This is a genomic window from Aetokthonos hydrillicola CCALA 1050, from assembly GCF_017591665.1.
GTDB lineage: Bacteria > Cyanobacteriota > Cyanobacteriia > Cyanobacteriales > Nostocaceae > Aetokthonos > Aetokthonos hydrillicola.
In genome coordinates, this window is record NZ_JAAKGC010000037.1 from 18,160 (window position 1) to 44,331 (window position 26,172).

The window sequence follows — 26,172 nt, forward strand, 5'->3', positions numbered from 1 at the left end:
ATTTTACTTAATTTATCTTTGAGCATAATTACTCAATTATCTTATGCCCGTAACTTTCTTCTAGTAGCTCTCCCCCAACTTTTATATGCCCCCTACGTCTGTGTTTGGCAGCAAAAACAAGTGACCCAATAAATAAGACTAGTGCAAAATTCAACGAAGGTTCTGGTGCTACTACTCTAGACTGAGTACTTCTTACCGCGACTAAAGTTAAATTTGCTTTGCGGTCAAAAGAACGTTGTAAAGAACCCTCAATAAAATCTGTCGCAAATTCTTGCGTTCCACCAAAACTAAAATCTTTATCTTCAGTGGTAAAGGTAACGTTTTGGCTTTTTTGGCTTGTGATAAAATCGCCGCCACCTTGAGTATTTAGATTTCCGGATAGAGAAAAGAAATCTAGGGCATTGTTTGGAATGCTGTTACTTGGGCTTGATAACAAGTCAGCAAGGAAGTTTTGCAGGTTGTTTTGCGGTACGTTAGTTGTATCTAATAAGAAGAAAGAAAGCTTCCCTGATGCGCTGGCGTTTTCTGCGGGTGGGTTATCTATTTGTGTTTCTAGATCTAAAGCAGATGCAAAGTTAAAAGAAAAGACTTTTCCTGGGTCTACATTGAAATTCCCAATAATTTTAGCTGTTGCGTCTGCTGTTCCGAAATAATCTTTGCTGTCACCATTAGCTACACTTGTAGCAGATGTAAAAACTTCTAATGGGTTCGGTGTAATATTTGCAACAGCTTTAATATTTTGAGCATTCACGATTCCGCCATTAGCAACAGCAGATACGTTACCCAAATTTTGGCTCTCGGTTGTCGAAAAGTTTTCAGTGAAGTCGAAAAGATCTAATGCTCCTTGGGAAGAAGAAAAAGTTGCAGCCTGACTAGGTGAAGTCAGGAGTGCAGAAGTAGCTAGTAATGGACTAACTAGTAGCAAAAACCTCTTAGCAAATCGTTTCATGGAACCTTTCTTATATATATTCACTCAATTAGCTGTGTGCTGTGGTAGGTGCAACTAACAACGTACTAACAGCATTATTGAGTCTAAGTATTTTTCCAACGACTCTTGCAGGTTCTACAGAAAAGCATTCCGCTATTCCATAAAGTACGCTGTTGTCTTTTTTTGCACCCAAAAAAAGATAATAACTACATTCTTAATCATTAATTTTAAGTGATGCTGCGGACTTTTTTTGTAAAGTTATTGCAAACATCTTGATAGGATATAGATAAGTTATCTACCAGAGTCTCAAGCGAGGAGTTTTCCTCTAATGGGAGTTTTTCATACGTTACACGGATGAATTCCTTACAAGTTGGAAACAACTATTATCCGTTAATACACATGATCTCTATTTTGTACAGTGGGTAACTGCTACAAGTTTGTGAGAATCACGGTGATTATAAAAAGATTGTAAACAAAAAAACAGTCTTACCCTTAAATGGCATGATGATATTGGGTTTTTAATCTGCTGAAATAATGAAATTGAAAAGCATAAGCATTGCTACACTGATAGCTCTGATTGCTAGTAGTGTAACGTCTTTGAATTCCAATTTGCTGATGCTGTCTCCCATCCAGAGGGTGTTAGCTCAAAGCACAGAAACTAAAACTTCAGAAGCAGTACGGCTGTTAGATTTGTGTAGAGAAAATATCAACAAGAATCAGCTTCAAGCAGCTTTGCAGTCGTGTCAACAAGCAGCAGTGACGGCTCAGGCGACGGGCGATCGCTCTACCCAAGCTAAGTCCCTTAGCAATTTGGGTTTAGCATATCAAAATACAGGAAACCTTCAACAAGCACTCAGCAATTATGAAGAAGCTTTAGCCGTTGCACAAGCAATCAAAGAGCGAGCGTTGGAAAGTAAAGTGTTACTAAACTTGGGAGAAGTTGCCTACAAATTAGGAGACACAACAAAGGCTAAAGTCTCCTTTGAGCAAGCATTAAAAATTTACCAAAGCATCGAAGACCAAAAGGGAGAGGGAGGTGCTTTAAATAATCTGGGACTCGCTTACCAATTATTAGGAGACTACAAACGGGCGATATATTACCACTCTCAAAGTTTGAAAATTGCAAGGGCTATTGGGAATAGAGAAGGGGAGGCAAAATCTCTAGGCAATCTGGGTAATGCTTACCAATCATTAGGAGACTACAAACGGGCGATATATTACCACTCCCAAAATTTGGAAATGGCAAGGGCTATTGGGAATAGAGAAGGGGAGGCGAAATCTCTAGGCAATCTGGGTAATACTTACCAATTATTAGGAGACTACAAACGGGCGATATATTACCACGGCGAAAGTTTGGAAATTGCAAGGGCTATTGGAGATAGAGAATGGGAGGCGAGTTCTCTTGGCAATCTGGGAGTGGCTTACCGTTACTTAGGAGACTACAAAAAAGCCATAGATTACCACAACCAAAGTTTGGTAATCAAAAGGGCTATTGGGAATAGAGAAGGGGAGGCTCGTTCTCTTGGCAATCTGGGACTGGCTTACAATTCATTAGGAGACTACAAAAAAGCCATAGATTACCACAACCAAAGTTTGGTAATCAAAAGGGCTATTGGGAATAGAGAAGGGGAGGCTCGTTCTCTTGGCAATCTGGGACTGGCTTACAATTCATTAGGAGACTACAAACGGGCAATATATTTCCACTTCCAAGGTTGGGCAATTGCAAAGGCGATAGGCGATCGACAATTCGAGGCAATTTCTCTCAATAATCTAGGACTAGCCCATCTCCGTTCTGGTAACCCAAAAGTTGCTGAGGAAAATCTCCGCACAGCAATTGCAGTATATGAATTAATCCGGAAAGACTTGGGTCGTAACGATGCTTTTAAAATCTCCATCTTTGAAGCACAAGCTCGTTCCTATCGTCTCCTGCAACAAGCCTTAGTTGCACAAAAACGTCAACCAGAAGCACTGTTAATTGCCGAACGCGGTCGCGCCCAAGCGTTAATAGAACTACTTGCTACGCGCCAACAACTTTCTAGTACATTACTTCCGCCAAGTCTTGAGCAAATCCAACAAATCGCCGAACAGCAAAACGCTACTTTGGTAGAATACTCCATTGCTTGGGATGACTTGTATATCTGGGTGGTCAAACCAACTGGCGAGATCTCTTTCGAGAAAGTTGACATTAAAAAAATTAATCTGGGTAAAGCAGCAGAAGATACACGGGTTACAGCAGCGAATTCGGCAGAAGGTCGAGGTGCTGCTCATGATCTGCTCTCAGGCTTAGTTGACAAAACTCGTTCTACCCTAAGCAGGACTTATAGCCCGACCCCTAAAATACCTACTTTAAGCTGTCGGGAAAACTATTGTTTGCAGCAAATGTACAAATTGCTCATTCAACCAATTGAAAAACAACTACCCACCAACCCCGACTCTCGTGTAATCTTCATTCCCCATGAATCCCTTTTTCTAGTTCCGTTTGCTGCTCTCCAAGACCAGAATCACAATTTCCTGATAGAAAAACATACTATCTCAATTGCCCCATCCATTCAAGTTCTCGATTTAATCCACCAACAAGCACTCAAATTACAATCTTCAGCATCTGCTGCTGAGAACTCACTTAGGGATGCTCTAATAGTTGGGAATCCCATGATGCCTAAACTAAAACCGTTACTATGGTCACAAAAAGAAGCCGAGATGATTGCCGAGTTGTTAAAAACTCAAGCACTGACAGGCAAACAAGCAACTTTAGCTGTGGTCAAACAACGGATGCAAAAGGCAAGAATTATTCACTTGGCTACCCATGGCTTACTCGATGATTTAAAAGATGTACAAATCCCAGGAAAAGTGGCACTTGCACCCTCAAATGGAGATGATGGTTTCCTCAGTGCAAATGACGTATTAAACCTGGATCTGAAGGCTTCGTTAGTAGTACTGAGTGCCTGTGATACAGGATGGGGTAGGATAACAGGAGATGGTGTGATTGGTTTGCCAAGAGCGTTTATTACCGCTGGTGTACCAAATATTGTTGTTTCGTTGTGGCAAGTGGGAGATAAGTCAACAGCATTTCTGATGCCAGAGTTTTATCGTCAGCTACAACACAACCATGATAAAGCACGTGCACTCCGGCAGGCGATGCTAGCAACAATGAAGAAGTATCCTAATCCTAGCGATTGGGCTGCATTTGTTTTTATTGGTGAAGCTGACTAAATCGTTTAGCAGGAGTTGAACTGGTGCAACAGAAAGTATTAATCTTAGCAGCAATCCCTCATGGTCTACGCCTGGATCAAGAAATGCGGGAAATAGAAGAAGCTATCCGACGTGCTGCTAGGCGAGACAAGTTTGAAATTCGGACGAGAACTGCTGTACGATCGCACGATATACGCAGAGCGATCGCAGAAGAACGCCCCCAAATAGTTCATTTCTGCGGACACGGGTTAAAGGATGGCAGTTTGTTATTAGAGGATGAAGCTGGAAATGATAAACCTCTTTCAGGGGAAGGGTTAGCGCAACTGTTTAAGTTACATGCGAATTACGTAACGTGTGTGCTGCTCAATGCTTGTCATTCAGCTAAGTCAGCCGAAGCTATTGGTCAGTACATTAATTATGCGATCGGCATGAACCGGGAGATGAAAGATAAACTAGCGATCGCATTCGCACAAGGTTTTTATGATGCTTTAGGCTACGAGATCCCAGATAATAATATAGATATCTTTGAAAGAGCATTTCAGGAAGGCTTAGTTGCCATTCAGCTAGAAGACATTTCCGAGGGAGAAATTCCAGTTCTCATTAAAATTAAAATGTTAAACCAATCAACATCCGTAGTTAATTCACAGATAAGTTCTGCTGCTAAAGCCAAGCAGGAACTTAATGATGTTGACATAGAAATTCTAACGGAACTTTTACAATTAAGTGGACGCGCTGCACCAGAAAGACGAAGAGCATTGAGTATAGAAATTGGAGTTAAACCAGGAGAACTAACTTCAATCTCACTGTTAGCAGAAAATGACTTTGCAGTAGAACTTATTGACCTGTTGCACAAAAGAAGATTAGAAACAGCGATTTGTAAACTTTGTAAAAAACTAGAGTCTGATTTCAAAGGAGGAGGATATAGTTCTAAGTTAGGAGCGATTATTGCTAAACTCAATTGTTAGTAGCTTAAATTTATAAAATAAGTTTTCACCAGTTTATTATGTCTCTGGAAGACCTGGATGATGCCGATATAGAAACCCTCAGACAACTTTTACAAAACAGTAGCCGTGCTGCGCCAGAACGACGAAGATCATTATGTATAGAAATTGGCTTTGATCCGAGTCATATAATTAATATATCGACAATTCCGGAAAGTGATTTTGCAATAGAACTGATTGATCAGTTACAGCAAAGAAAATTAAACAACTCGATTTATAAACTTTGTCAGGTGCTAAAGCCCGATTTTCGCGGAGGAGAATATGCACCTAAGCTAGAAAAAATTCTCTCTAAACTAAACAACAATTACAATACTGAACCCAGCAACTCAACTGCAACAGATCCAGTAGAAATACAGCACTTAAGCGAAGCAATCCCGCAACAGTCAGAGAATATAATATCTCATCCTACATCAACAGAAGTCGTTAAGGAAGTACACCCAGTCTTGCCCAATCGTTCTAGTTTACGCAAAATTTTAATGGTGAGTTTAGGCGTAACGGGTACATTAATAGGGCTACGGTTTTTTGCTGTCTTTCAGTCGATAGAGTTAAAGTTCTTTGACAATCTGATGCAAACTAGACCTGATGAAGGGATGGATAAGCGTCTGCTAATCGTAAAAATTACTGATAAAGATATTCTAGATCAAGATAAAAGGGGAGAGAGGGGAAAAGGTTCTTTACGAGATCCTTCTCTTAACAGCTTGTTAGCAACTTTAGAGGAGCATAAGCCAAGACTGATTGGGTTAGATTTATATCGCCCCTTTTCGGCAGATCCTAATGTACCTGATTTATTAAAGCGGTTACAACAAAAGAACGTTTTTGCTGTCTGCAAAACACCAGCTATCGAGGAGCAAAGCAATTCATCCCCAGAGCCGCCAAAAGAAGTCTTTCCCGAAAATATTGGTTTCAGTGATTTTGTATCCGATACAGATGGTGTAGTACGTCGCCATCTGATGCTTCAAGCTCGGATAGCTGGAACTACTTGTCTTACACAACAGTCTTTTAGCTTACTGCTAGCGCGTCGCTATTTACAACAAGAACTAGGAAAAAGAAGTCATTATCAAGATCCCTTCCAATCTGGAAATGACTTAGAGCTTGATGGTGTTGTCTTTCAGCCATTACAACCCTTTAGCGGAGGGTATCAGGATGTAGATAATCGTGGTTATCAGATATTGCTAAATTATCGCGCCACTAGTTCTGGGAAGATCGCCCAAGAGCTAACAGTGGAAGATATTTTAAATAAGCGATTTCGTGATGAGGATGTACGAGACAAAATTGTATTGATCGGGAGTGACGCTCAGCAGCAGGGAACGCCAGACCATTGGACTACACCTTATGGTACAGTCAATGGTGTTACTGTTCATGGACACATGATCAGTCAAATTATCAGTGCTGTACTTGATAGGCGATCGCTCTTGAGTGTTTTGCCACAGGGTGTAGAAATTATCTGGATTTGGGGTTGGGCGTTAGCAGGTGGTTTTCTTGCTTACTATTGGCGAGGATTGAAGATTTTACCAATAGCCCTCTGCTTTGTAATTTTAGTGCTATGTATATGTATTATTTGTTTTATCTGCCTCTGGATCTGTAGTCTTTGGATACCTCTAGTTCCACCAATTATAGCTTTTATAGGCACTAGTTTTACTGCTATTTATATAACTCGTTTTTACCGATTTCCTCCAAAAAATATAAGGTAATAAACCATGAATAAAAACATATCTGCTACTCAAAAAGCAATACTCGCTTCTATTGTTGTCTTGCTATTTGCTCATGTATTATTCAGTTTTTTACCAGTTCAAGCAGAACAATCACAAAACAGATTAGTTTTATTTGAAAAAATTAAACGTTTTTTCTTTGGTACTCGTCCTGGAGGAACACCTACAGGTCGTCAAAGAGGGGGAGCAGTACGTGGTCCCTGTTCTAATTTAGATAAAGATATTATCGCTTTAGTACCTTCAACTGCAGAAGGAATTCCGTTTACTGAGCAGACAATTAGTGAACGTCCCACATTTTGGTTTTATGTTCCTTATTCAGGACTGAATGCAGAGTTTACCCTTATTAATAGCCAAGGCAAAGATGTTTATTCGACAATTTTTGTTCTCAACCAGCAGCCAGGGATTATTAACTTAAAGCTTCCAGAGACAGTACGTCTGCTTCAGCAAGGTAACGAGTATCGTTGGAATTTTTCTGCAATTTGCAATCCTCAAAATCGTGCGAATGATGCTGTACTTAAGGGTACGCTAAAGCTGATTCCTGTGAGCCCCACTTTAAATAATCAGTTGAAAACAGCATCGGCCAAAAACCATGTATCAGTCTATACTGAGGCTAATTTGTGGTATGAAACCCTGACAACTCTGGCAGAACTTCGGTATAACGAACCACAAAATACACAGATAAAAGCAGAGTGGGATAATGTGTTGCGATTATTAATACATCCGCCCTCAAATGTTCCTGTTCCACAGACTTGGGTGACTTATTCCCTACCTAATTCCAATGAAAATAGCAGGAGCAATTAGCTTGAGGACTATTATGCAAATGAAAAGTATAAGACTCGCAACTTTGATAGCTTTATTTGCTAGTAGTACAGCTTTTTTTATTTCTTATTTGCTGACGCTTTCCCCAGTTACGAGGGTATTAGCTCAAAGCACAGAAAATAACAAAAACGAATCAGATCGTCTGTTGGATTTGTGTAGGGCAGATCTGAAAAAGAATGACTTTCAAGCAGCATTGCAATCCTGTCAAAAAGCAGTAATAATTGCTCAGGCGACGCGCGAGTACTCCACCCAAGCTAAGTCCCTCATCAATTTGGGTTTAGCATACCAAAACACAAGAAACCTACACCAAGCAGTCAGTCATTACAAACGAGCCTTAGGTATTGCAAGGGAGATTAGGGACAGACAACAGGAGGCAAAATCTCTTGGTAATCTGGGACTGGCTTACGATAATTTAGGAAACTACAAACAAGCTATATATTACTACAACCAACAACTGCCAATTGTCAGGGCGATTGTGGATAGACAACAGGAGGCAAAATCTCTTGGTAATCTGGGACTGGCTTACGATAATTTAAGAAAATACAAACAAGCGATAGAATACCATAGCCAAAGTTTGACAATTGCAAGGGCGATTGGGGACAGACAACAGGAAACGAAATCTCTTATCAACCTGGGAGTGGATTACGATAATTTAGGAAACTACAAACAGGCTATAGAGTTTCATAACCAAAGTTTGAAAATTGCAACGGATATTGGGGATGGATCACGGAGGGCAAAATCTTTTAGCAATCTCGGAGCGGCTTACTATGCACTAGGAAGCTACAAACAGGCTATAGACTTTTATAGCAAAAGTTTGGAAATTTCAAGGAATATGAGGAATAAACCAGGACAGGCTGCTTCTCTTGGCAATTTAGGACTGGCTTGCGATAATCTAGGACACCACGAAGGAGCGATAGAATATCACAACCAAAGTTTGACAATTGCAAGGGATATTAAGGACAAATTTACGGAGGCTGCTTCTCTTGGCAATTTGGGACTAGCTTATGATAGCTTAAGACAATACGAACAAGCGATAGAATATCATAAACAAAGTTTGACAATTGCAAGCGATATTGGGGATAGCGCACGCGAGGCTAATTCTCTTGGCAATTTGGGAAATGCTTACTATTCATCAGGAGACTACCAACGGGCAATAGATTACCACACCAAACAATTGGAAATTGTCAGGAAGATCGGGGACAGAGTAGGGCAGGCTAATTCTCTAAATAATATAGGACTGGCTCATCTTGATTCTGGCCACCCAAAAGCATCTGAAGAAAATCTCCGCGAAGCAATAGCAGTGTTCGAATCTCTCCGGAAAGACTTAGGCAGTAACGATGCTTTTAAAGTCTCGATGTTTGAAACACAAGCTATTTCCTATCGTCTGCTGCAAAAAGCCTTAGTTGCCCAAAATCGGACACAAGAGGCACTGTTGATTGCCGAACGTGGTCGCGCTAAAGCCTTGATAGAATTACTTACTCAACGTCAACAACTCTCTAATAAACCAGTTCCACCTAGTCTTGAGCAAATCCAACAAATCGCCAAACAGCAAAACTCTACTTTGGTGGAATACTCCGTTGCTAGAGATGACTTGTATATTTGGGTCGTCAAACCCACTGGGGACGTTACTTTCGAGAAAGTTGACATTAAAAAGACTATTAAAAACACGAGTTTGGCGCACGCAGCAGAAGATACACGGGTTGCAGCATCAGCCCAGGCAGAAGGTCGAGGTGTTGGTGATACGGAGATTAAAGGCTTAGTCGATGTTGATAAGACTTGTTCTACTCGGAGAAAGACTAATAGCACTATTCCGCAAGCACGTCCTTTAAGCTGTCGGGGAAACAATTGCTTGCAGCAAATGTACCAATTGCTGATTCAACCTATTGAAAAACAACTACCCACCAACCCTGACTCTAGCGTCATCTTCATTCCCCATGAGTCCCTTTTTCTGGTTCCATTTGCTGCTCTCCAAGACCAGAAGGGGAATTTCCTGATTGAGAAACATACTATCTCAATTGCCCCATCCATCCAAGTCCTCGAATTAATCCATCAACAAAAACTCAAATTACAACCCCCATCATCTACTGTTGAAAAATCTCTAGGGGATGCTCTCATAGTTGGTAATCCCACTATGCCCAAAGTACCCCCCAGAATTGGAGAGCCACCACAACCTCTAGAAGCACTACCAGGCGCACAAAAGGAAGCTAATACTATTGCCCAACTGTTAAAAACACAAGCACTCACAGGGAAACAAGCAACTTTAGCTATTGTCAAACAACGGATGCAAAAGGCAAGAATTATTCACTTGGCTACCCACGGCTTGCTGGATGATTTAGGAGATGCACAAATAATCCCAGGAAAAGTAGCACTTGCACCTTCAAAAGGTGATGATGGTTTGCTCAGTGCGAATGAAGTATTAAAGCTGAAACTAAATGCTTCTTTAGTGGTACTAAGTGCCTGCGATACAGGCTGGGGTAGGATAACAGGAGATGGTGTGATAGGTTTACCAAGAGCGTTTATTACTGCTGGTGTACCAAGTATTGTTGTTTCGTTGTGGCGAGTACCAGACCAATCAACTGCATTTCTGATGCCAGAGTTTTATCGTCAGTTACAACACAACCGTGATAAAGCACATGCACTCCGACAAGCGATGCTATCAACTATGAAAAAATACCCTAATCCTAGCGATTGGGCTGCTTTTGTTTTTATTGGTGAAGCTGACTAAATCGTTTAGCAGGAGTTGATCTGGTGCAACAGAAAGTATTAATCATAACACCAATCCCTCATGGTCTACGTCTAGATCAAGAAATTCGGGAAATAGAAGAAGTTATCCGACGTGCTGCTAGGTGAGACAAGTTTGAAATTCGGACGAGAACTGCTGTGCGATCGCAAGATATTAGGAATTTAAGGTTAAGATCGTAGTCACACTCGTAATTACATAGTGGAAAGTTTCATGATCCAGACCGTAAAGTTACGCAAAATTGGTAATTCAGTAGGGGTGACATTTTCTAAGGAGTTGTTAGAAAAACTCAACCTTTCCGAAGGGGATACCTTATTTGTGACGGAAACAGAACATGGACTCCAGCTTAGTCCTTATGACCCTGAGTTTGAGAAAGCGATGGTCATTTATCGGGAAGGTAGCCAGAAGTTTCGTCACGCGTTGAAGGAACTCGCTAAGTGAATCAGCCAACTTGGCTAACACAACAGATGGTGCTTTCTATCCATGAAGATTTAATTTCTCAATATGGCGGTTTATCTGGGGTGAGAGATCCTGCGTTATTAGAAGCGAGTTTAGCCCGTCCCCGGCATAAATTTTCTTATCAGCCGGAGGCTTCGCTCTTCGAATTGGCGGCGGCTTATGGCTTTGCTTTGTGTAAAAATCATCCCTTTATAGATGGCAATAAGCGTACAGCTTTTATGGCGATGTATGTTTTTTTGGGTTTGAATGCTTATAGTTTCAATGCACCGGAGCCGGAAATAGTATTAGTGATGGAGAGTTTAGCCTCTGGGGAGATTGACGAAAATGCTTTGCAGTTTTGGTTAGCAAAATATGCTGAGCAATTGCTGTAATGCGGTGCAAGGATTATTTCGGGTCTATTCACTGGGCGTTTATAACTGCTGGTGTACCAAGTCTTGTTGTTTCCTTGTGGCGAGTACCGGATCAATCAACTGCATTTCTGATGCCAGAGTTTTATCGTCAGTTACAACACAACCGTGATAAAGCACACGCGCTGCGACAAGCGATGCTAGCAACTATGAAGAAATACCCTAATCGTAGCGATTGGGCAGCATTTGTTTTTATTGGTGAGGCTGAATAATCATTTCCGTTGTAGAGGTTTGGAATTGATCTCTAACCTAATAATAGTTGATCTTCTTCATCTAAAGAAACGTAACATTCAGACAGTCTAGATTTATACTTCAATTTATCACTTAAAGGGATTTCATAGGCATTGATCAATTGTCTGAGAGCTTCAGCAGCACTTACACCTTTGCTTGCAGCTATTTCTTTTAGCTTAGCTTTTTCTTCCTTCGACATCAAAAATTGAAGGTATTCTTGTTTTGGAGGATTATGTAAAGTTTTGTTAGTCATACTTGATTATCTGTAGTTTTACTGGTATTATAATCTGAGCTGGGAAAAATCACCACCAGGAATAGCAATCCTATGTGGTGACCCAGTAAATACAAATATCTTCGGATATTATGACACAAATCACACTAGACTGCAACTCCCCCACATTATTCACCGACCTCCTCTCTCAACTAGAGAGTGCAATGGAACCAGAACAAGTACTAACGTTCCTCTACAAAGCAGTAGATGACCTGCAAAAAGCGATTGGCGAGAAAGCGTCGCAATATAAAGAAGAACTTGGGAAAAAGTTTGCTGCTTGGGTTCGCGAGCTAGGAATGTCTTTACCAGTAATCAACCAAGTGGTGAAAGCACAAGAAGCAGCAGCATCCCTGAAACCTCCCGTAGCAGAAGAATTAGATGTCCCTACACTTAAGAAATTAGCACGACCTAAAAACGCTGCTGCATTGGAGGCGATCGCACAATTAGACGAGTGCAGCATAGAATTAGCCGAAGATATCATTAAAGAGCATAGACTACCCAAACAACCCGAAAGCCCTTGGATATATACTGGCGCTGCTAATACAACAGATGGCAAACCCAGAGAATATAAGCTCCCAAGAGTATCTGAAACCATCGGGTTACAGATTGAAGCGAAGCAACAAGAAGATAATTTATCTCCTAGACAAATCCTAGAGCAAGCTCTAACCCAATATTTTGAAGCTAATCCAGTACAAAAGCTAACAATTCCAGCATTTAGTACAGATGTATTAGAAAATAGTGTGTTTAACGCAGCACAGAAAGAATGTACTGAGTATTTGCAAGCACAGGTAGAAAAGGTTGCCCCAGAGATTAAAAAAGGTGATGGCTTTTTATATCGAGGTAGCGAACAAATAAAGTACAGAGATGAGAGGGTAATCGTACTAGAGATACTTGAAAATGGTAGAGTTTTTGTGGGGTTGTTTGGGAGAAAAATTCGATTTGATTGCAGTATTACCGACTTGCAAAAATCTGGTTAACAACTGCGTAAAAGATTAGGTAGCGATCGCGCACTGAGGCTGAAGAAATTCAGTTAAGGTGAGTGGTAGTGGTAGGTTGGGTAGAGCGTCAGCGAAACCCAACGAAATCCTAAAAATGTTGGGTTTCGTCCCTCAAACGCCAGATTCCTACGGAGGGAGACCCTCCTGCAGAACTGGCTCCCCAACCTACGCAATTTTAGGTTTTAGGCTTTAACTCAACCATATTGTCCCAATACTGCTCGGTTAAGGAAAATCGTAGGTTGGGTAGAGCGTTAGCGAAACCCAATAAACCCTTGTCAATGTTGGGTTTCGTTCCTCAACCCAACCTACATTCGACTTCAACTTTTGGCTTAACCGAGCAGTATTGCATATTGTCCTATATACAAATTAAATGCGCAACAGCTTAGTTCTATATCTAAAGAGGATTTAGCTTGATCCAAAAGAAGCCCCACATCTGAATCCGGTACTCCGGATTGACTTGTGGGATGAATTTTGGGGCAATGACGAAACCGCCTCCGACCATAGTTGACTGCAACTCAACCAGGGAGTGAGGTGGTTGAGGAATTGCCAAGCTCTGGCATGGGTAATCCATCAATACATTCTTCCATGACTTGAGTCATAGTTTTATCCTTCCATGCAGCATATAAGCGTACCTTATTTAATCTACGCTCTGATATCCGAATCTTTAACTCTTTATTTTTCATTTTGTACCCCTATCTATCCCACACTTATGCTATCATAGATACAGTTAACAAAACAAGGGAGGTGATTCTTACGCTGCTAAATTACCAATACAGAGCTTACCCAGACACCAATCAAAAACTAGAACTTAACGAATGGTTAAGAATTTGCCGGTACTGGTACAACTGGCAGCTAGGAGATCGATTTAATTGGTGGGAATTAAACAGAAATTATGTAATTCTTCCTCAAGGAGAATACTGCTTAATTTCTTGCTCTGTTGCTCCTCCAAGTCTGAGAGACAATCCAGATTTTTACAGCCAGAAAAAGCTGTTACCAGAACTCAAAAAAGACTTAATCAAAGTTCGTCATTCTGGCGAGTTACTGGATTTTAAATCTGTACCATCTCAAACCTTGCAAGATGTCTCAGACAGAGTTAAAAAAGCGTTTGATAGGTTCATTCTTGGTGACGGTAACGGAAAGAAAAGCGGTAAACCTAGATTCAAAAACACGGTTAGTTTCCGCACCATGAAAATTGAGGCTTCTGCTGTAACCGTTGAACGAGTAGAGTCATACTGGTTATTCCTGTCAATTTCAAAGCTCAAGGGATGGCTGAAAGTAAGACTACATCGACCCTTACCCAATGGTTTCACCTTCAAAAATATTCTTTTAACCCGTAAAGCAGATGGTTGGTACACAACTATTTGTCTCGAAGATCCAACAGTACCAGTATTTAACCCTGACGAAATCACCCCTACTTGGGACAATTCTTTGGGCATGGATGCGGTACTCCATGAGGCTGATTACCTGGCAACCTCAGAGGGTGAAAAGCTACCCTCTCTTAAATCTTTCCGTAAGTCTCAAAGTAGACTAGCCAAGGTTTCTAAGCGTAAGGCAACTAAGAAAAGGGGTAGTGCTAACCGTCGGAGGCTAGCAAAAAGGGAAGCACGGGAACATCAACGTATCGCGCGTTCCCGTAAAGACCACGCTTATAAAACTGCTCATAAATTGGTGCGTACTGGGAAGAAAGTTTTCTTTCATGAAGACTTAAATTTACGCGGTCTTACCAAGCGCAATAAAACCAAAAAGGACGAGTCAGGAAAGTTTCTTTCAAATGGACAAAGCGCCAAATCAGGGTTAAATAAATCTTGGTTGGATGCTGGTTTTGGTCAATTCTTTACTACACTGGACTACATAGCCTCAAAAGCTGGAGCATCTGTAGTAAAGGTAAATCCTGCTTACACTTCACAGTTATTGTGCTATCGGGATGAACTTGTTTTCACCGATTGTTCAATCAGGACTTATTTTGACCTTCAAGAATTGCTTTATGTTGACCGTGATGTGAATGCATCCATTAACATAAAGCGTGTGGGGCTGGGACTGTTCCCCACAATAAAAAGCCGGAAAGGGAAAGTAGTTATTTCTACTGCGAAAGCTAGTACCTCGAAGGAAGTTCTGATAGCCCTTTTCAGGGTGTCAGAAGCCCACTGTGACCGCTTGCGGCACTGTGGGTAGTTCACCTTGGTGGTTTAAGCAAGAGTTTCAGAAAGCGTTGAAAATCTTGGATTCAGTGACTGCTATATAATTGGGTTTTTAGATGCTGCAACTCCAGCTTCGCTCCTCCGCAAGGCTATTAAAGTTAAATTGGTTTCTTTAGCAAAGGCTCGTTGAAAAGAACCCTTATAAGAAACTTTAGCAGCTTCTTGTATTCCTCCAACATTAAACTTCTTTTCTCCATTATTTAGGAGAATGTTTGGGCTTTTTTCGTATTTAATAGAATCATTATTACCTATAGTAATTAAATTTCCATTGAGAATAAAGAAGTCTAATGGACTCTTTTTTATGCTGGAAGTTGCGTTATCAGATAACAATGAGGAAAGAAAATTCTGAAGATTTTGTTTGGGTATATCAGTCGTATCAAATAATCTAAATGAAATATCTCCAGATACGTGGGATTTCTCTATTTTTTGATCATGTATTTTTGTTTGTAAGTCTAGAGTCGTCGAGAACTGAAACGAAAAGATTTTTCCTGCCTCTATATCAAAGTTAGCTATGATTGTAGCTATAGTCTTTGCACCTCCTGTATAGTCTCTACTATTGCCAAACGCTTGACTTACGGCAGAAGTAGATGCTGATGGTGGTTTATCTGTGACGTTTATAACTGCATGAAGATTTTGAGCTGCTACAACACCACCGCTGGATGTAGGAAAAGCGTCACCGTGATTCTGTTTTTCAATTATTGAAAAGGGTTTACTGAAATTCGAGAAGATTAATTCTCCTTGAGAGAAAGCAAAAGTACTAGCCAGGCTAGGCGTTATCACAGAATCAGTCATTAGCACATAATCCTTTTCTAGATAAGTGTGGATAAAAGAATTCAGGAGTCAGGAGTCAGGAGTCAGAATGAATTATGACTCCTTCTTTAAGGAGTTCGCTAAAAACGAGAATTCGCGTTTCTGCTTGAGTAATTCTTCAACAGCTTTTGCGATTTTTCCGAAAAACAGCGTGTTTTAGATCTTAGTTATCAACGAAGTGGTGGTTCTTGTTGAATTGCTGATTGGTGAAATTATATTCAGACGCGATCGCTCAGTAGCTGTAGCGCTTCCTGTCAAACGTTTTGAGACAAGCGTCGGAAGATTACCTGATGACTAGATGCTTATTTGGTATAAATTGTATCACAGTACTTTACATTGGCCATAATGCCTTAACAAATGGTCACATAGTACTAGCGCCACCATCGCCTCAACCATTGGTACTGCACGAGGTAACACACAAGGATCGTGTCGTCCTTTGGCTGCTAAAAGCGTCTCTTCACCTTCGCGAGTTACTGTCTTTTGTTCTTTTCTAATAGTTGCTGTGGGCTTAAATGCAACACGCAATATGATATTTTCACCGTTGGAAATTCCGCCTTGAATTCCGCCAGAACGATTAGTTAAAGTGCGAATTTCCCCCGCATCGTCAATATAAAACTCGTCGTTATGCTCAATACCAGTAAGCAGCGTCCCTCCAAAACCCGAACCAATTTCAAAACCTTTACTTGCAGGTAGAGACATCACAGCTTTGGCAATATCTGCTTCTAATTTATCAAATACTGGAGCACCCAAGCCTTTCGGTACATTTCGCGCTACGCACTCTACTACACCACCAACCGAATCACCCTGTCTGCCAATTTTCTCAATTAATTCAATCATCCGTTCTGCACTTTCAGTATCAGGACAACGGACAATATTGCTTTCTACTTCCTCTAAAGTTACAGTATTCGGATCAACAATCCCTTCTAAATCTTTGATCCGTTTAACGTAACCGATGATTTCAACATTGGCAACTTGATAAAGAATTTTTTTGGCGATCGCACCTGCGGCTACTCTTCCAATTGTCTCTCTCGCTGAAGATCTCCCACCACCTTGCCAGTTGCGAATGCCATATTTTGCATCGTAAGTTGCATCTGCATGAGAAGGACGATACTTTTGTTCCATCTCATCATAATCTTGGGAACGAGTATCTTTATTCCTTACCAGAATTGAGATCGGTGTTCCTAGAGTTTTTCCCTCAAACACCCCAGACAAAATCTCACATGCGTCTGCTTCCTTGCGAGGAGTTGTAATCTTACTTTGTCCTGGACGCCTTCTATCTAACTCCACTTGGATTTCCTCAGCCGAAATTTCCAGTCGTGGAGGACAACCATCGATGATAACGCCTACACCACCACCATGAGACTCTCCAAAAGTGGTGATACGAAACAGATGACCAAAGGTGTTACCCATGATAGTGAGGCAATATACTCGTCAGTATCTATGTTACTGAACTTTTGGCCAGTTGAAACGAAAATCTCTCTCAACTGTGAAAGAACAGCTTGAATAGCAATAGATCCGATTTCTAATTAATCTTCCATGTCAAGAATTGTCACCTATAGCCCTGCTTACACGATAGTTCCCACTTACGAGTGCTTTAATCGTTGTACTTACTGTAACTTTCGTACAGATCCGGGGAAAAGTCCGTGGCTGACACTTTCAGCAGCAGAAGAGCTTTTAAAGCCACTTCAAAGTCAAAATATCTGTGAAATATTGATACTCAGTGGTGAAGTTCATCCTAATTCTCCAGAGCGTCAGGCGTGGTTTCAGCGAATTTACGACTTGTGTGAATTGGCGCTTTCAATGGGGTTTTTACCACACACAAATGCTGGACCACTGAGTTTTGAGGAAATGCAACGGCTGAAGAATGTTAATGTTTCTATGGGGTTGATGCTGGAACAGTTAACGCCAAAATTGCTAAAAACAGTGCATCGTCACTCACCAAGCAAACTACCAGAAGTGCGATCGCAACAATTACAGTGGGCTGGAGAATTAAAAATCCCGTTCACGACTGGCTTACTATTAGGGATTGGCGAAACGGAAGATGATTGGTGGGAAACACTAGAAGCTATATCCCAGATCCATCAACGTTATCACCATATTCAAGAAGTTATCCTTCAACCCCACAGTCCAGGAAGCCAGCAAACCTTAAACGCACCACCTTTTAATCCTCATCAATTACCAGAAGTCATTTTTAAGGCACGTCGAATTCTCCCACAAGATATTACCATCCAAATTCCGCCGAATTTAGTTAAAGATGATCAATGGTTACTTGCTTGTCTAGAAGCTGGTGCGCGAGACTTAGGCGGAATTTCACCAAAAGATGAAGTCAATCCCGATTATCCTCATCCTAATGAGCAGTTGTTGAGAGAAATTTTACAACCGGCTGGATGGGAATTAGTGCCAAGATTGCCTGTGTACCCACAGTACGAGAGTTGGTTGTCGGTGGATTTGCAAAAATTAGTTAAGAAAAAATCATTGCAAAAAAAAGACATAATTGATGAATTGACTGAAAATCCAGTTCAAGTGAGTGATCGACTCAGCCGAGAGGAAATCTACAATCGATAGTTATAAGTTTACGCTCAAACCATAGCGCAGCTGATTTATATGTCTCGTTGGTTCAATACCGCAGGTCCCTGTCAACCTGATATTCACTACATGCTGTCGCCAACCAGTCGATTGCCTGATTTAGAACGACTGATTGAACAACGTAACTATTTTGTAATTCATGCACCTCGCCAAACTGGTAAAAGCACTGCAATGCTAGCGCTAGCAGAACAACTGACTTGTAGTGGACGCTATGCGGCAGTTATGGTATCTGTTGAAGTGGGAGCACCGTTCAGTCAAGAGCCTGGAACAGCAGAATTGGCAATTCTTGGTGCTTGGCGAGAGGCGATCGCTGTTCGTTTACCAGAAGACTTACAACCACCTGTTTGGCAATACGGGGAAATAGGACAAAGAATTCGATCAAGTTTACAGGCTTGGGCGCAAGCTTCACCAAGACCGCTAGTTTTATTTATTGATGAAATTGATTCCTTACAGGATCAAGCATTGATTTCGATTTTACGACAATTACGGGAATATGCTATTGGGCGCGATGCGGAAGCCGCCGCTGCGCGTACGCATGGATTTGTGTCTTAGATATGGAAAGATAACATTAGGAATTGAATTAAAAGTTTGGCGTGATAGGAGAAAAGACCCCTATTCGACGGGTCTAGAGCAGTTAGATTCCTATTTGGCACGATTAGGAGTAAATTTTGGTTGGTTAGTTATTTTTGATCGACGTAGTAACGCTCTACCTCTAGAAGAACGGTTGACAACTCAAGTTACAACTACGAGAAATGGACGTTCTATTACTGTTGTCAGAGCTTGACACCTATTTCCTCTTCCCTATTACCTTTAATTTATGGTGCAAGATTTTGCCTTTTTAAAACGCTTATACAACGTCTTTGACCCATTTCGACCTTTACCCGCAGGAGATCCAGCGTATGTGAATTGTAATGATGTGCGTGGAGATGGCGATATATTGGTAGGAATAGGCAAAGAAATATTGCTATCAGATAGGGTGACTTGTCAACTATATGCTGGTCATCGTGGTGCAGGGAAATCAACGGAACTATTGCGCCTTCAGGATTATTTAGATAAACAAGAATGCTTTGTTGTCTATTTTGCAGCTGATGAAGAAGATATTGAGCCAGAAGACGCGCAATATACGGATGTTCTTCTTGCTTGTACACGACGCTTATTAGAAGCGTTAAAAGATAACGCTAATCCAGCACCTTTACTAAACTGGTTAAAAGAACGATGGCAAGAACTAAAAGACTTAGCATTAACTAACGTATCTTTAGAAAAATTAACTGTAGAAGCTCAAATCGCTCAATTCGCCAAAATCACAGCTAGTTTAAGAACTGAACCCACTCTACGCCACAAAATTCGTGAACGAGTTAACCCACACACCTTAACTTTAATTGCTGCGTTAAATGAATTTATTAAAGATGCAACAAATAACTTACCCTCTGGATATTCTCAACTAGTTATAATTGCAGATAACTTAGATCGAATTGTGCCTATTCCACAAGAAGATGGACGCACCAATCACGATCAAATTTTTCTAGATCGTAGTGACCAACTCAAAAGCTTAAATTGCCATTTAGTTTACACAGTACCAATTTCTATCCTGTATTCTAATCGAGCAGCAGATGTAGCAAATACTTATGGTAATCCTCAAGTATTACCAATGATTATGGTGCAAACACCAGACAATCAACCCTACCAGCGAGGAATTAATAAAGTTACAGAAGTGCTGCAAAAACGTTTGAGTTTAATTGATCAAAATCGCTCTATTGTAGAAATGTTTCAGCAGCGCGAGGATTTAGAGAAACTATGTCTCATGAGTGGCGGTCATGTGCGCAATTTATTATTATTAATGAAGGAAGCAATTAAGTACACTGATACTTTGCCCATTCCCACCCGAGCCTTACAACGCTCAGTTAGTGACTTACGAAATACCTACCGGAATACTGTTTATGCCAATGAATGGCAAGCACTAGCAAAAGTACATAGTTCTAAGCAAATAGAAAATGATCCTCTATACCGAGGCTTATTATTTAATCGCTGTATCTTGGAATATCGCTACTTGAATGCAGAAGGAGAAAGCGAATGTTGGTATGATATTCATCCCGTAATCAAAGGAATTAAAGAATTTCAGGATGCTTTTAAACAACTTCAAAAGTAAAAACTAATAAGATAATATTCATGAATAAAGATAGTTTACAAAGGGCATCTTTTTTTTTGAAAAAAGTATCTCAAAATAAGTTTAACGTAGGTTGGGTTGAGGGACGAAACCCAACATTTATGGGGATCTGTTGGGTTTCGCTGTCGCTCTACCCAACCTACAATTCTACTTCTCATACACAAATTAAATAAGCAACAGCTTATGAAACTAGAATTAACTAATTGGGATAAAGATGTACCACCAGAAATAGAAGAGGAATATCAAGCCTTAGTTCGCACTCTTAAACTGACAGAAAACTTTGGCTTGATATTTATTCGCTGTTCTCCATCTCAGGGTAAGGAGTTAATTGCGCAAATCAAACAAGATATCCCTGATAAAAACATTGATCTTTTAAAATTAAACGAACCAGTAGATAATTTTTATAATTATTTAATTGACAAATTATATCTAAAAAATAAGATAGACATACTATTTATCGAAGGATTAGAGTGCTCATTTTATAAATATGAAGAAGTAAAAAAGCTAGCTGGTTGGAGTGCTAAAGATATTTACTTTTATAGCTGGAAGGGAGTACCCCCTGTTTTAATTAATCTTAATCAACAACGGGAAAGGTTTAGAGAAACATTTAATAATATATGCTTTGTTTTTATATTGCCTTTATTTGCTATTAAATATCTAATACAACGCGCTCCTGATTTTTTCGACTGGCGGTCTGGAGTTTTTGAATTTCCTACAAATAGAGAAAGCCTAGAACAAGAATCATTGCGCATTCTTCAGGAAGGAGACTCTCAGAAATACAAAATGCTAACTACTGAAGAAAGAAATAAAAAAATAGTAAAAATTCAAGAGCTAATAGCAGAAGAGCATAAGAGCGATCGTGATCTAGCGAATTTATACTCAGAACTAGGAAATGTACTTGCTGCTGGACAAGATTATTTAGAAGCAATCTCCTGTCACGACCAAGCTCTGAAAATTCAACCAGACCACTACTACGCTTGGAACAACAAAGGTATTGTACTCAATGATTTAGGACGATATGAGGAAGCTATCTCCTGTTATGACCAAGCTCTGAAAATTCAACCAGACCACTACTACGCTTGGAACAACAAAGGCTTTGTACTCGATGATTTAGGACGATATGAGGAAGCAATCTCCTGTTATGACCAAGCTCTGAAAATTCAACCAGACTACAACTACGCTTGGAACAACAAAGGTAATGCACTGAGGAATTTAGGACGATATGAGGAAGCTATCTCCTATTACGACCAAGCTCTGAAAATTCAACCAGACTACTACTATGCTTGGAACAACAAAGGCATTGTACTCGATGATTTAGGACGATATGAGGAAGCTATCTCCTGTTATGACCAAGCTCTCAAAATTCAACCAGACCACTACTACGCTTGGAACAACAAAGGTAATGCACTGAGGAGTTTAGGACGATATAAGGAAGCTATCTCCTGTTATGACCAAGCTCTCAAAATTCAACCAGACTACAACTACGCTTGGAACAACAAAGGTAATGCACTGAGGAATTTAGGACGATATGAGGAAGCTATTTCCTATTACGACCAAGCTCTCAAAATTCAACCAGACGACCACAAAGCTTGGAGCAACAAAGGCATTGCGTTGGATGATTTAGGACGATATGAGGAGGCTATCTCCTGTTACGACCAAGCTCTCAAAATTCAACCAGACTACCACAAAGCTTGGTATAATAAAGCTTGTTGTTATGCTATTCAAGGTAATATTGAACGGGCTATTGAAAATCTTCAACAAGCAATTAATCTCAATGCTAGCGAATACCAAGAGATGGCAAAGAGTGACTCAGATTTTGACATTATTCGAGAAGATGAACGATTTCAATCACTGATTCAGGAACAGCTACCAAGTAAGTTAGTAACGGATGAGTTGATGTTAGAATAATGGGATGATAAAAAGAGCGATCGCCTACTGCGCTCTACACCAACACGCTCATATAGCCGAACTTAAACCTTTGTGAGGTAGAAACAATCCTCAAACCTTGCAGGAAAAGAAAATTCACTACAGAGCATTTGTTGCGGAATTGTTAGGTTGGTAGCGTTGTGCAACCTGAATTAACATCCTTAGCGCTTGGTTCACTGATGCATCATCAGGGAAAGCTTGGGCGACATCTGGATCTAAAAGCACTAGGTTTGTCCCTGCACGATATCGCTCAAGATACTTTCCTCTCACACCCCCTTCCATCTGAGCAAAGTCATACTCAGAAAGTAACTCATCTTCCATTTCGTTCTCAAATTCCTTGTTCATAAAACCTCTGCTCGTTATAAATCTTCCAACACTGCTTGAAAGTCCTCAATTGTTAGCTCAATTTCTCGGAGAATTTCTCTGATTAGTGGACGTGCAATATCTCTCCCTGAATGATTCGGTACTGTAGTAGTTCTACCATCTGGGTGCTTGTAAAAGACATGACTTCCTTTCTGTCGCGCTTGTTCAAAACCCAGATGCAGAAGTACCTTTTCCATAGTCTTAAAGTTAACAATAGGAAGGCGGCTCATACTGCTACTTGAATCTGTTGCAATCCTACAAACTGAGGCAAATCTTCAATTGAGTCTTTGTACTCCTCTAAACACAACTCCAAAACTTCTTGAAGGTTTGCTTGGAGTTCGTCTAAGGTAGCTCCCTGAGTATGAGCGCCAGGAATACCGGGAATGATACCAACATATAATTTTGTTTCACTATCCCACTCAATGTAAGCTGTAAAGGTTTTCATGATTTACCCTAAGAAATTCAACGCTTTCTTATTTTCTAGCATTGCTTCTCCCTTACGAGCGTCAAGCATAGCAGCTATAATCCCAAACAAGAAGAAACTGTAGTACGTGATGAGTATAAATTACTATAATAGTAGAAGCCACCGAAAATAAAGCTACGATGAAAAATTAAGTAAGAAGCTTACGGCACGAGATTTTTTTACCTTGTAGTATTACCACTACCTGACCGATCCTAAGAAATATTGAGACACGAAGTACTGTGATGTAAAATAGGAAGAGATGGATTCGGGGGACCATTTTACTGGTCGTATACGCCTATAGAGACTATCTTTGGTAATCTCCAAGGTTTCAAGTCCAGCCAGCTCAAACAACTACAGCGGCTGTACCACCAACGCATACCAGGCGATCGCATCACTACGCCTGAGTTTTCACAGCGTTTGGCAGCAATCAGTTCTGAAATCAATCAGCCTGTATGTGCCTACATCAACCGACGTGGACAAGTGATCCGTGTTGGCGTAGGTACACCTCGCCAGACGCAAATACCACCACTGGAACTGCCTCGTTACGGTGCAGAACGACTCAGTGGTATTCGTTGTATAGCCACTCATTTAAAGCCAGAACCACCTAATGAAGTGGCGCTGACGGCTATGGCTATGCAACGGCTAGACGCCTTAGTGATGCTCAATGTTACTGGTTCAGGATTTCAGCGCCGAGGTGGTGGCGCTACTGGGTATGTAAAAGAAGCTTATTTAGCTCATCTTACACCGCAAGACTCTCGTGACTTAATCGCTAGTCCTGCCACTAAAAAAGTTTCCGATAATTTCTCCAGTAACAACGGGGCTAAAGAACAAGATAACAACGTCCCTTCCCCAAGCTGGAGCGTATCACCGCCTATGAGCCTAGATATGCTCTCACAGCAAGACTTGATTGATTTAGTGGAAGCACTAGAGGCAGAATTCCGCCGGGAGTTTGTTGCTCAAGAAGTAGACACTGACCAAGATCGTGTTCTAATTGTCGGTGTACAGACCGATAATATGACTCCTCAACAATTTCAAGACACCTTGGAAGAATTGGGGCGGTTGGTGGATACTGCGGGGGGAGAGGTTTTGCAGATGATGAGGCAGAAGCGATCGCGCATTCATCCTCAAACACTAGTAGGTGAAGGCAAGGTTCAAGAAATCGCCCTCGTTGCCCAGACGTTAGGAGTAAATCTTGTTGTCTTCGATCACGACCTCTCACCTGCGCAAATCCGTAATTTAGAATCTCAAATTGGCGTTCGAGTGGTTGATCGCACCGAAGTCATTTTGGATATCTTTGCTCAACGCGCTCAGTCTCGTGCTGGTAAATTACAGGTCGAGCTAGCACAGCTAGAGTACATGCTACCACGACTCACTGGTAGAGGTCAAGCAATGTCTAGGCTGGGTGGTGGTATTGGTACACGAGGTCCTGGTGAAACTAAACTAGAAACCGAGCGTCGTGCCATTGGGCGTCGTATCGCCCGTTTACAACAAGAAGTAAACCAACTTCAGGCACATCGCGATCGCTTGCGACAACGGCGACAACATCAAGAGGTTCCTTCTGTAGCTTTGGTCGGTTATACCAATGCTGGTAAATCTACCTTACTGAATGCTCTAACTAACGCCGAAGTTTACACCGCTGACCAACTATTCGCAACGCTTGATCCTACCACCCGCCGTCTGGTAATTCCTCACGCGACGAATGATGAACCTCAAGAAATTCTACTTACAGATACAGTGGGGTTTATTCATGAACTGCCTGCATCTTTAATGGATGCCTTTCGCGCTACCTTAGAGGAAGTTACAGAAGCAGATGCTTTAATACATCTGGTGGATCTCTCACATCCAGCTTGGTTAAGTCATATTCGTGCAGTTAGGGAAATTTTAGCCCAAATGCCTGTGACTCCTGGTCCAGCGCTGGTTGTTTTTAACAAGATTGATCAAGTTAATAGCGATGCCTTAGCTTTAGCGCAGGAAGAGTTTCCTTTGGCAGTGTTTATCTCAGCAAGCAAACGTTTAGGATTAGAAACCTTACGTCAGCGTCTTGCTCAGTTGATAGAATACGCTACCTCTTGCGAGTAAACACAACGATTCTTTATTGGTTTCACTAGATTCTTTAGGGGCGAACGGCTGTTCGCCCCTATGTTTATTATTCCAAAATTGGATCCTAAACCAATATGTATAGTTGGAAATACCTATAAAATTTTCAGGTTGTTTAAAATACTATCAGTGTTATTCCTGAGGCTGATAGTATTCTTTCTGAAATATTATCAGGTTATTACGCAACTAGTGCAACTAAACATAACTAGTATGGAAACCGCATTTGGTTGATTATTCTGTCAATCCTAATTGTAGACTAACAACCGAATGCCTTACTCATAATCGTAACACAGAAGTGTAATAAAATACTTTTTCTGTTGAAAATAAATGTATTTTTTTACACTAAAATCAGTATAGAGCTTATATTGATTCCAATCAATAGGCTTACTAATTTGAAAAAATGAACCAGAAGCGGGGATAAAGCACCGACGGCCAATTTCAACATTTAAAATTAAGAAAGATAAATGAAGTTGAGACCGTTATGGCTGCAAAAGTAGAAATTTATACTTGGAGAACTTGCCCGTTTTGCATTCGTGCTAAAAATTTATTGACAAACAAGGAGGTAAATTTCACAGAGTATAGTATTGACGGGGACGAAGTAGCAAGAAATAAAATGGCTCAAAGGGCAAACGGAAGACGCTCTGTGCCCCAAATTTTTATTAATGATCGTCATGTTGGTGGTTGTGATGATATCCACGCCTTAGATGCTCAGGGAAAACTAGATGATTTATTACAATCTACTCATAGCGTGTAGACTTTTAAGGGTATAGAAGAAAGAATACAGGAGTCAGTAGAAATCCTGTGTGACTAGTG

At 40.8% G+C, this 26,172-nt stretch carries 24 protein-coding genes and 1 pseudogene; 17 read left to right on the forward strand and 8 right to left on the reverse strand.

Features of this window, described 5'->3' with window-relative positions; genetic code table 11:
• Window positions 1-28: 28 nt before the first annotated feature.
• Window positions 29-949 (reverse strand): hypothetical protein, encoded by a 921-nt coding sequence (locus G4P69_RS19110; RefSeq protein ID WP_208350887.1) that lies wholly within the window; start codon window positions 947-949, stop codon window positions 29-31.
• A gap of 513 nt (window positions 950-1,462) precedes the next feature.
• Here G4P69_RS19110 and G4P69_RS19115 point away from each other — a divergent pair.
• The 8 genes from G4P69_RS19115 to G4P69_RS19150 all read left to right on the forward strand — a co-directional run bounded on the left by G4P69_RS19115 (window position 1,463) and on the right by G4P69_RS19150 (window position 11,464).
• Complete coding sequence (locus G4P69_RS19115; RefSeq protein WP_208350888.1) at window positions 1,463-4,138, forward strand: CHAT domain-containing protein; 2,676 nt, start codon at window positions 1,463-1,465, stop codon at window positions 4,136-4,138.
• A 23-nt stretch (window positions 4,139-4,161) separates the two neighbouring features.
• Entirely contained in the window at window positions 4,162-5,082 is a 921-nt protein-coding gene (locus G4P69_RS19120) for a CHAT domain-containing protein (RefSeq protein ID WP_310834066.1), read from the forward strand.
• 38 nt (window positions 5,083-5,120) lie between these two features.
• Complete coding sequence (locus G4P69_RS19125) at window positions 5,121-6,809, forward strand: CHASE2 domain-containing protein (RefSeq protein ID WP_208344926.1); 1,689 nt, start codon at window positions 5,121-5,123, stop codon at window positions 6,807-6,809.
• Window positions 6,810-6,815: 6 nt separating this feature from the next.
• On the forward strand, window positions 6,816-7,628 hold the full coding sequence (locus G4P69_RS19130) for a DUF928 domain-containing protein (RefSeq protein WP_208344925.1): 813 nt from the start codon (window positions 6,816-6,818) through the stop codon (window positions 7,626-7,628).
• A 19-nt stretch (window positions 7,629-7,647) separates the two neighbouring features.
• The gene (locus tag G4P69_RS19135; protein ID WP_208344924.1) at window positions 7,648-10,371 is read left to right on the forward strand and encodes a CHAT domain-containing protein; all 2,724 of its coding nucleotides are present in this window, start codon (window positions 7,648-7,650) and stop codon (window positions 10,369-10,371) included.
• A gap of 228 nt (window positions 10,372-10,599) precedes the next feature.
• A complete protein-coding gene (locus G4P69_RS19140) occupies window positions 10,600-10,827 on the forward strand; it encodes an AbrB/MazE/SpoVT family DNA-binding domain-containing protein (RefSeq protein WP_208344923.1) in 228 nt (75 codons plus the stop codon).
• On the forward strand, window positions 10,824-11,216 hold the full coding sequence (locus G4P69_RS19145; protein ID WP_208344922.1) for a type II toxin-antitoxin system death-on-curing family toxin: 393 nt from the start codon (window positions 10,824-10,826) through the stop codon (window positions 11,214-11,216). The genes G4P69_RS19140 and G4P69_RS19145 overlap by 4 nt, the downstream gene beginning before the upstream one ends.
• Window positions 11,216-11,464, forward strand: coding sequence for a CHAT domain-containing protein (locus tag G4P69_RS19150; RefSeq protein ID WP_208344921.1), 249 nt, complete (start codon window positions 11,216-11,218; stop codon window positions 11,462-11,464). The genes G4P69_RS19145 and G4P69_RS19150 overlap by 1 nt, the downstream gene beginning before the upstream one ends.
• Window positions 11,465-11,496: 32 nt before the next feature.
• On the opposite strand, the gene G4P69_RS19155 is transcribed toward G4P69_RS19150, so the two are convergent.
• Window positions 11,497-11,736, reverse strand: coding sequence for a hypothetical protein (locus G4P69_RS19155; RefSeq protein WP_208344920.1), 240 nt, complete (start codon window positions 11,734-11,736; stop codon window positions 11,497-11,499).
• Between the two features lie 110 nt (window positions 11,737-11,846).
• On the opposite strand from G4P69_RS19155, the gene G4P69_RS19160 reads away from it, so the two are divergent.
• Window positions 11,847-12,731 (forward strand): hypothetical protein, encoded by an 885-nt coding sequence (locus tag G4P69_RS19160; RefSeq protein ID WP_208344919.1) that lies wholly within the window; start codon window positions 11,847-11,849, stop codon window positions 12,729-12,731.
• Between the two features lie 536 nt (window positions 12,732-13,267).
• On the opposite strand, the gene G4P69_RS19165 is transcribed toward G4P69_RS19160, so the two are convergent.
• Window positions 13,268-13,435, reverse strand: a complete 168-nt coding sequence (locus G4P69_RS19165; protein WP_208350890.1) for a hypothetical protein — start codon at window positions 13,433-13,435, stop codon at window positions 13,268-13,270.
• Between the two features lie 61 nt (window positions 13,436-13,496).
• On the opposite strand from G4P69_RS19165, the gene G4P69_RS19170 reads away from it, so the two are divergent.
• On the forward strand, window positions 13,497-14,924 hold the full coding sequence (locus tag G4P69_RS19170; RefSeq protein ID WP_310834065.1) for an RNA-guided endonuclease InsQ/TnpB family protein: 1,428 nt from the start codon (window positions 13,497-13,499) through the stop codon (window positions 14,922-14,924).
• A gap of 62 nt (window positions 14,925-14,986) precedes the next feature.
• On the opposite strand, the gene G4P69_RS19175 is transcribed toward G4P69_RS19170, so the two are convergent.
• Together G4P69_RS19175 and aroC are read right to left on the reverse strand one after the other, a co-directional pair.
• Window positions 14,987-15,742: a hypothetical protein gene (locus tag G4P69_RS19175; RefSeq protein ID WP_208341021.1), complete on the reverse strand. Its 756-nt coding sequence runs from the start codon at window positions 15,740-15,742 to the stop codon at window positions 14,987-14,989.
• Between the two features lie 339 nt (window positions 15,743-16,081).
• Window positions 16,082-17,170, reverse strand: a complete 1,089-nt coding sequence (gene aroC, locus G4P69_RS19180; protein ID WP_208341029.1) for a chorismate synthase — start codon at window positions 17,168-17,170, stop codon at window positions 16,082-16,084.
• Between the two features lie 126 nt (window positions 17,171-17,296).
• Between aroC and cofG the strand changes: the two genes are divergently transcribed.
• The 5 genes and pseudogenes from cofG to G4P69_RS19200 all read left to right on the forward strand — a co-directional run bounded on the left by cofG (window position 17,297) and on the right by G4P69_RS19200 (window position 22,418).
• Window positions 17,297-18,325, forward strand: a complete 1,029-nt coding sequence (gene cofG, locus G4P69_RS19185; RefSeq protein ID WP_208341031.1) for a 7,8-didemethyl-8-hydroxy-5-deazariboflavin synthase subunit CofG — start codon at window positions 17,297-17,299, stop codon at window positions 18,323-18,325.
• A 39-nt stretch (window positions 18,326-18,364) separates the two neighbouring features.
• A pseudogene (locus tag G4P69_RS19190) lies at window positions 18,365-18,838 on the forward strand (ATP-binding protein); the annotation flags it as partial.
• 43 nt (window positions 18,839-18,881) lie between these two features.
• Window positions 18,882-19,130: a hypothetical protein gene (locus tag G4P69_RS40260; protein ID WP_310834062.1), complete on the forward strand. Its 249-nt coding sequence runs from the start codon at window positions 18,882-18,884 to the stop codon at window positions 19,128-19,130.
• 33 nt (window positions 19,131-19,163) lie between these two features.
• The gene (locus tag G4P69_RS19195) at window positions 19,164-20,492 is read left to right on the forward strand and encodes a P-loop NTPase family protein (RefSeq protein ID WP_208341033.1); all 1,329 of its coding nucleotides are present in this window, start codon (window positions 19,164-19,166) and stop codon (window positions 20,490-20,492) included.
• A 201-nt stretch (window positions 20,493-20,693) separates the two neighbouring features.
• Window positions 20,694-22,418 carry a tetratricopeptide repeat protein gene (locus tag G4P69_RS19200; RefSeq protein WP_208341035.1) on the forward strand — a complete coding sequence of 575 codons (1,725 nt, stop codon included), beginning with the start codon at window positions 20,694-20,696 and terminating at the stop codon, window positions 22,416-22,418.
• A gap of 117 nt (window positions 22,419-22,535) precedes the next feature.
• Here the strand turns inward: G4P69_RS19200 and G4P69_RS19205 are convergent, their stop codons facing one another.
• Genes G4P69_RS19205 through G4P69_RS19215 form a run of 3 tightly spaced genes read right to left on the reverse strand, consistent with a single transcriptional unit; the run spans window position 22,536 to window position 23,244 of the window.
• Window positions 22,536-22,781: a hypothetical protein gene (locus tag G4P69_RS19205; RefSeq protein ID WP_208341037.1), complete on the reverse strand. Its 246-nt coding sequence runs from the start codon at window positions 22,779-22,781 to the stop codon at window positions 22,536-22,538.
• Between the two features lie 14 nt (window positions 22,782-22,795).
• Window positions 22,796-23,029, reverse strand: a complete 234-nt coding sequence (locus G4P69_RS19210) for a type II toxin-antitoxin system HicA family toxin (RefSeq protein WP_208341039.1) — start codon at window positions 23,027-23,029, stop codon at window positions 22,796-22,798.
• Window positions 23,026-23,244: a type II toxin-antitoxin system HicB family antitoxin gene (locus G4P69_RS19215; RefSeq protein ID WP_208341041.1), complete on the reverse strand. Its 219-nt coding sequence runs from the start codon at window positions 23,242-23,244 to the stop codon at window positions 23,026-23,028. The genes G4P69_RS19210 and G4P69_RS19215 overlap by 4 nt, the downstream gene beginning before the upstream one ends.
• 315 nt (window positions 23,245-23,559) lie before the next feature.
• On the opposite strand from G4P69_RS19215, the gene hflX reads away from it, so the two are divergent.
• Together hflX and grxC are read left to right on the forward strand one after the other, a co-directional pair.
• Complete coding sequence (gene hflX / locus G4P69_RS19220) at window positions 23,560-25,341, forward strand: GTPase HflX (RefSeq protein ID WP_208341123.1); 1,782 nt, start codon at window positions 23,560-23,562, stop codon at window positions 25,339-25,341.
• A gap of 499 nt (window positions 25,342-25,840) precedes the next feature.
• Complete coding sequence (gene grxC, locus G4P69_RS19225) at window positions 25,841-26,113, forward strand: glutaredoxin 3 (protein ID WP_208341043.1); 273 nt, start codon at window positions 25,841-25,843, stop codon at window positions 26,111-26,113.
• Window positions 26,114-26,172 lie beyond the last annotated feature (59 nt).

What these genes read in the sequence shown, in the direction of transcription:
- G4P69_RS19110 (WP_208350887.1), bottom strand. Translation starts at nt 949, where the DNA reads ATGAAACGATTTGCTAAGAGGTTTTTGCTACTAGTTAGTCCATTACTA.
- G4P69_RS19115 (WP_208350888.1), top strand. Translation starts at nt 1,463, where the DNA reads ATGAAATTGAAAAGCATAAGCATTGCTACACTGATAGCTCTGATTGCT.
- G4P69_RS19125 (WP_208344926.1), top strand. Translation starts at nt 5,121, where the DNA reads ATGTCTCTGGAAGACCTGGATGATGCCGATATAGAAACCCTCAGACAA.
- G4P69_RS19130 (WP_208344925.1), top strand. Translation starts at nt 6,816, where the DNA reads ATGAATAAAAACATATCTGCTACTCAAAAAGCAATACTCGCTTCTATT.
- G4P69_RS19135 (WP_208344924.1), top strand. Translation starts at nt 7,648, where the DNA reads ATGAAAAGTATAAGACTCGCAACTTTGATAGCTTTATTTGCTAGTAGT.
- G4P69_RS19140 (WP_208344923.1), top strand. Translation starts at nt 10,600, where the DNA reads ATGATCCAGACCGTAAAGTTACGCAAAATTGGTAATTCAGTAGGGGTG.
- G4P69_RS19150 (WP_208344921.1), top strand. Translation starts at nt 11,216, where the DNA reads ATGCGGTGCAAGGATTATTTCGGGTCTATTCACTGGGCGTTTATAACT.
- G4P69_RS19155 (WP_208344920.1), bottom strand. Translation starts at nt 11,736, where the DNA reads ATGACTAACAAAACTTTACATAATCCTCCAAAACAAGAATACCTTCAA.
- G4P69_RS19160 (WP_208344919.1), top strand. Translation starts at nt 11,847, where the DNA reads ATGACACAAATCACACTAGACTGCAACTCCCCCACATTATTCACCGAC.
- G4P69_RS19165 (WP_208350890.1), bottom strand. Translation starts at nt 13,435, where the DNA reads ATGAAAAATAAAGAGTTAAAGATTCGGATATCAGAGCGTAGATTAAAT.
- G4P69_RS19175 (WP_208341021.1), bottom strand. Translation starts at nt 15,742, where the DNA reads ATGACTGATTCTGTGATAACGCCTAGCCTGGCTAGTACTTTTGCTTTC.
- aroC (WP_208341029.1), bottom strand. Translation starts at nt 17,170, where the DNA reads ATGGGTAACACCTTTGGTCATCTGTTTCGTATCACCACTTTTGGAGAG.
- cofG (WP_208341031.1), top strand. Translation starts at nt 17,297, where the DNA reads ATGTCAAGAATTGTCACCTATAGCCCTGCTTACACGATAGTTCCCACT.
- G4P69_RS40260 (WP_310834062.1), top strand. Translation starts at nt 18,882, where the DNA reads ATGGATTTGTGTCTTAGATATGGAAAGATAACATTAGGAATTGAATTA.
- G4P69_RS19195 (WP_208341033.1), top strand. Translation starts at nt 19,164, where the DNA reads ATGGTGCAAGATTTTGCCTTTTTAAAACGCTTATACAACGTCTTTGAC.
- G4P69_RS19200 (WP_208341035.1), top strand. Translation starts at nt 20,694, where the DNA reads ATGAAACTAGAATTAACTAATTGGGATAAAGATGTACCACCAGAAATA.
- G4P69_RS19205 (WP_208341037.1), bottom strand. Translation starts at nt 22,781, where the DNA reads ATGAACAAGGAATTTGAGAACGAAATGGAAGATGAGTTACTTTCTGAG.
- G4P69_RS19210 (WP_208341039.1), bottom strand. Translation starts at nt 23,029, where the DNA reads ATGAGCCGCCTTCCTATTGTTAACTTTAAGACTATGGAAAAGGTACTT.
- G4P69_RS19215 (WP_208341041.1), bottom strand. Translation starts at nt 23,244, where the DNA reads ATGAAAACCTTTACAGCTTACATTGAGTGGGATAGTGAAACAAAATTA.
- grxC (WP_208341043.1), top strand. Translation starts at nt 25,841, where the DNA reads ATGGCTGCAAAAGTAGAAATTTATACTTGGAGAACTTGCCCGTTTTGC.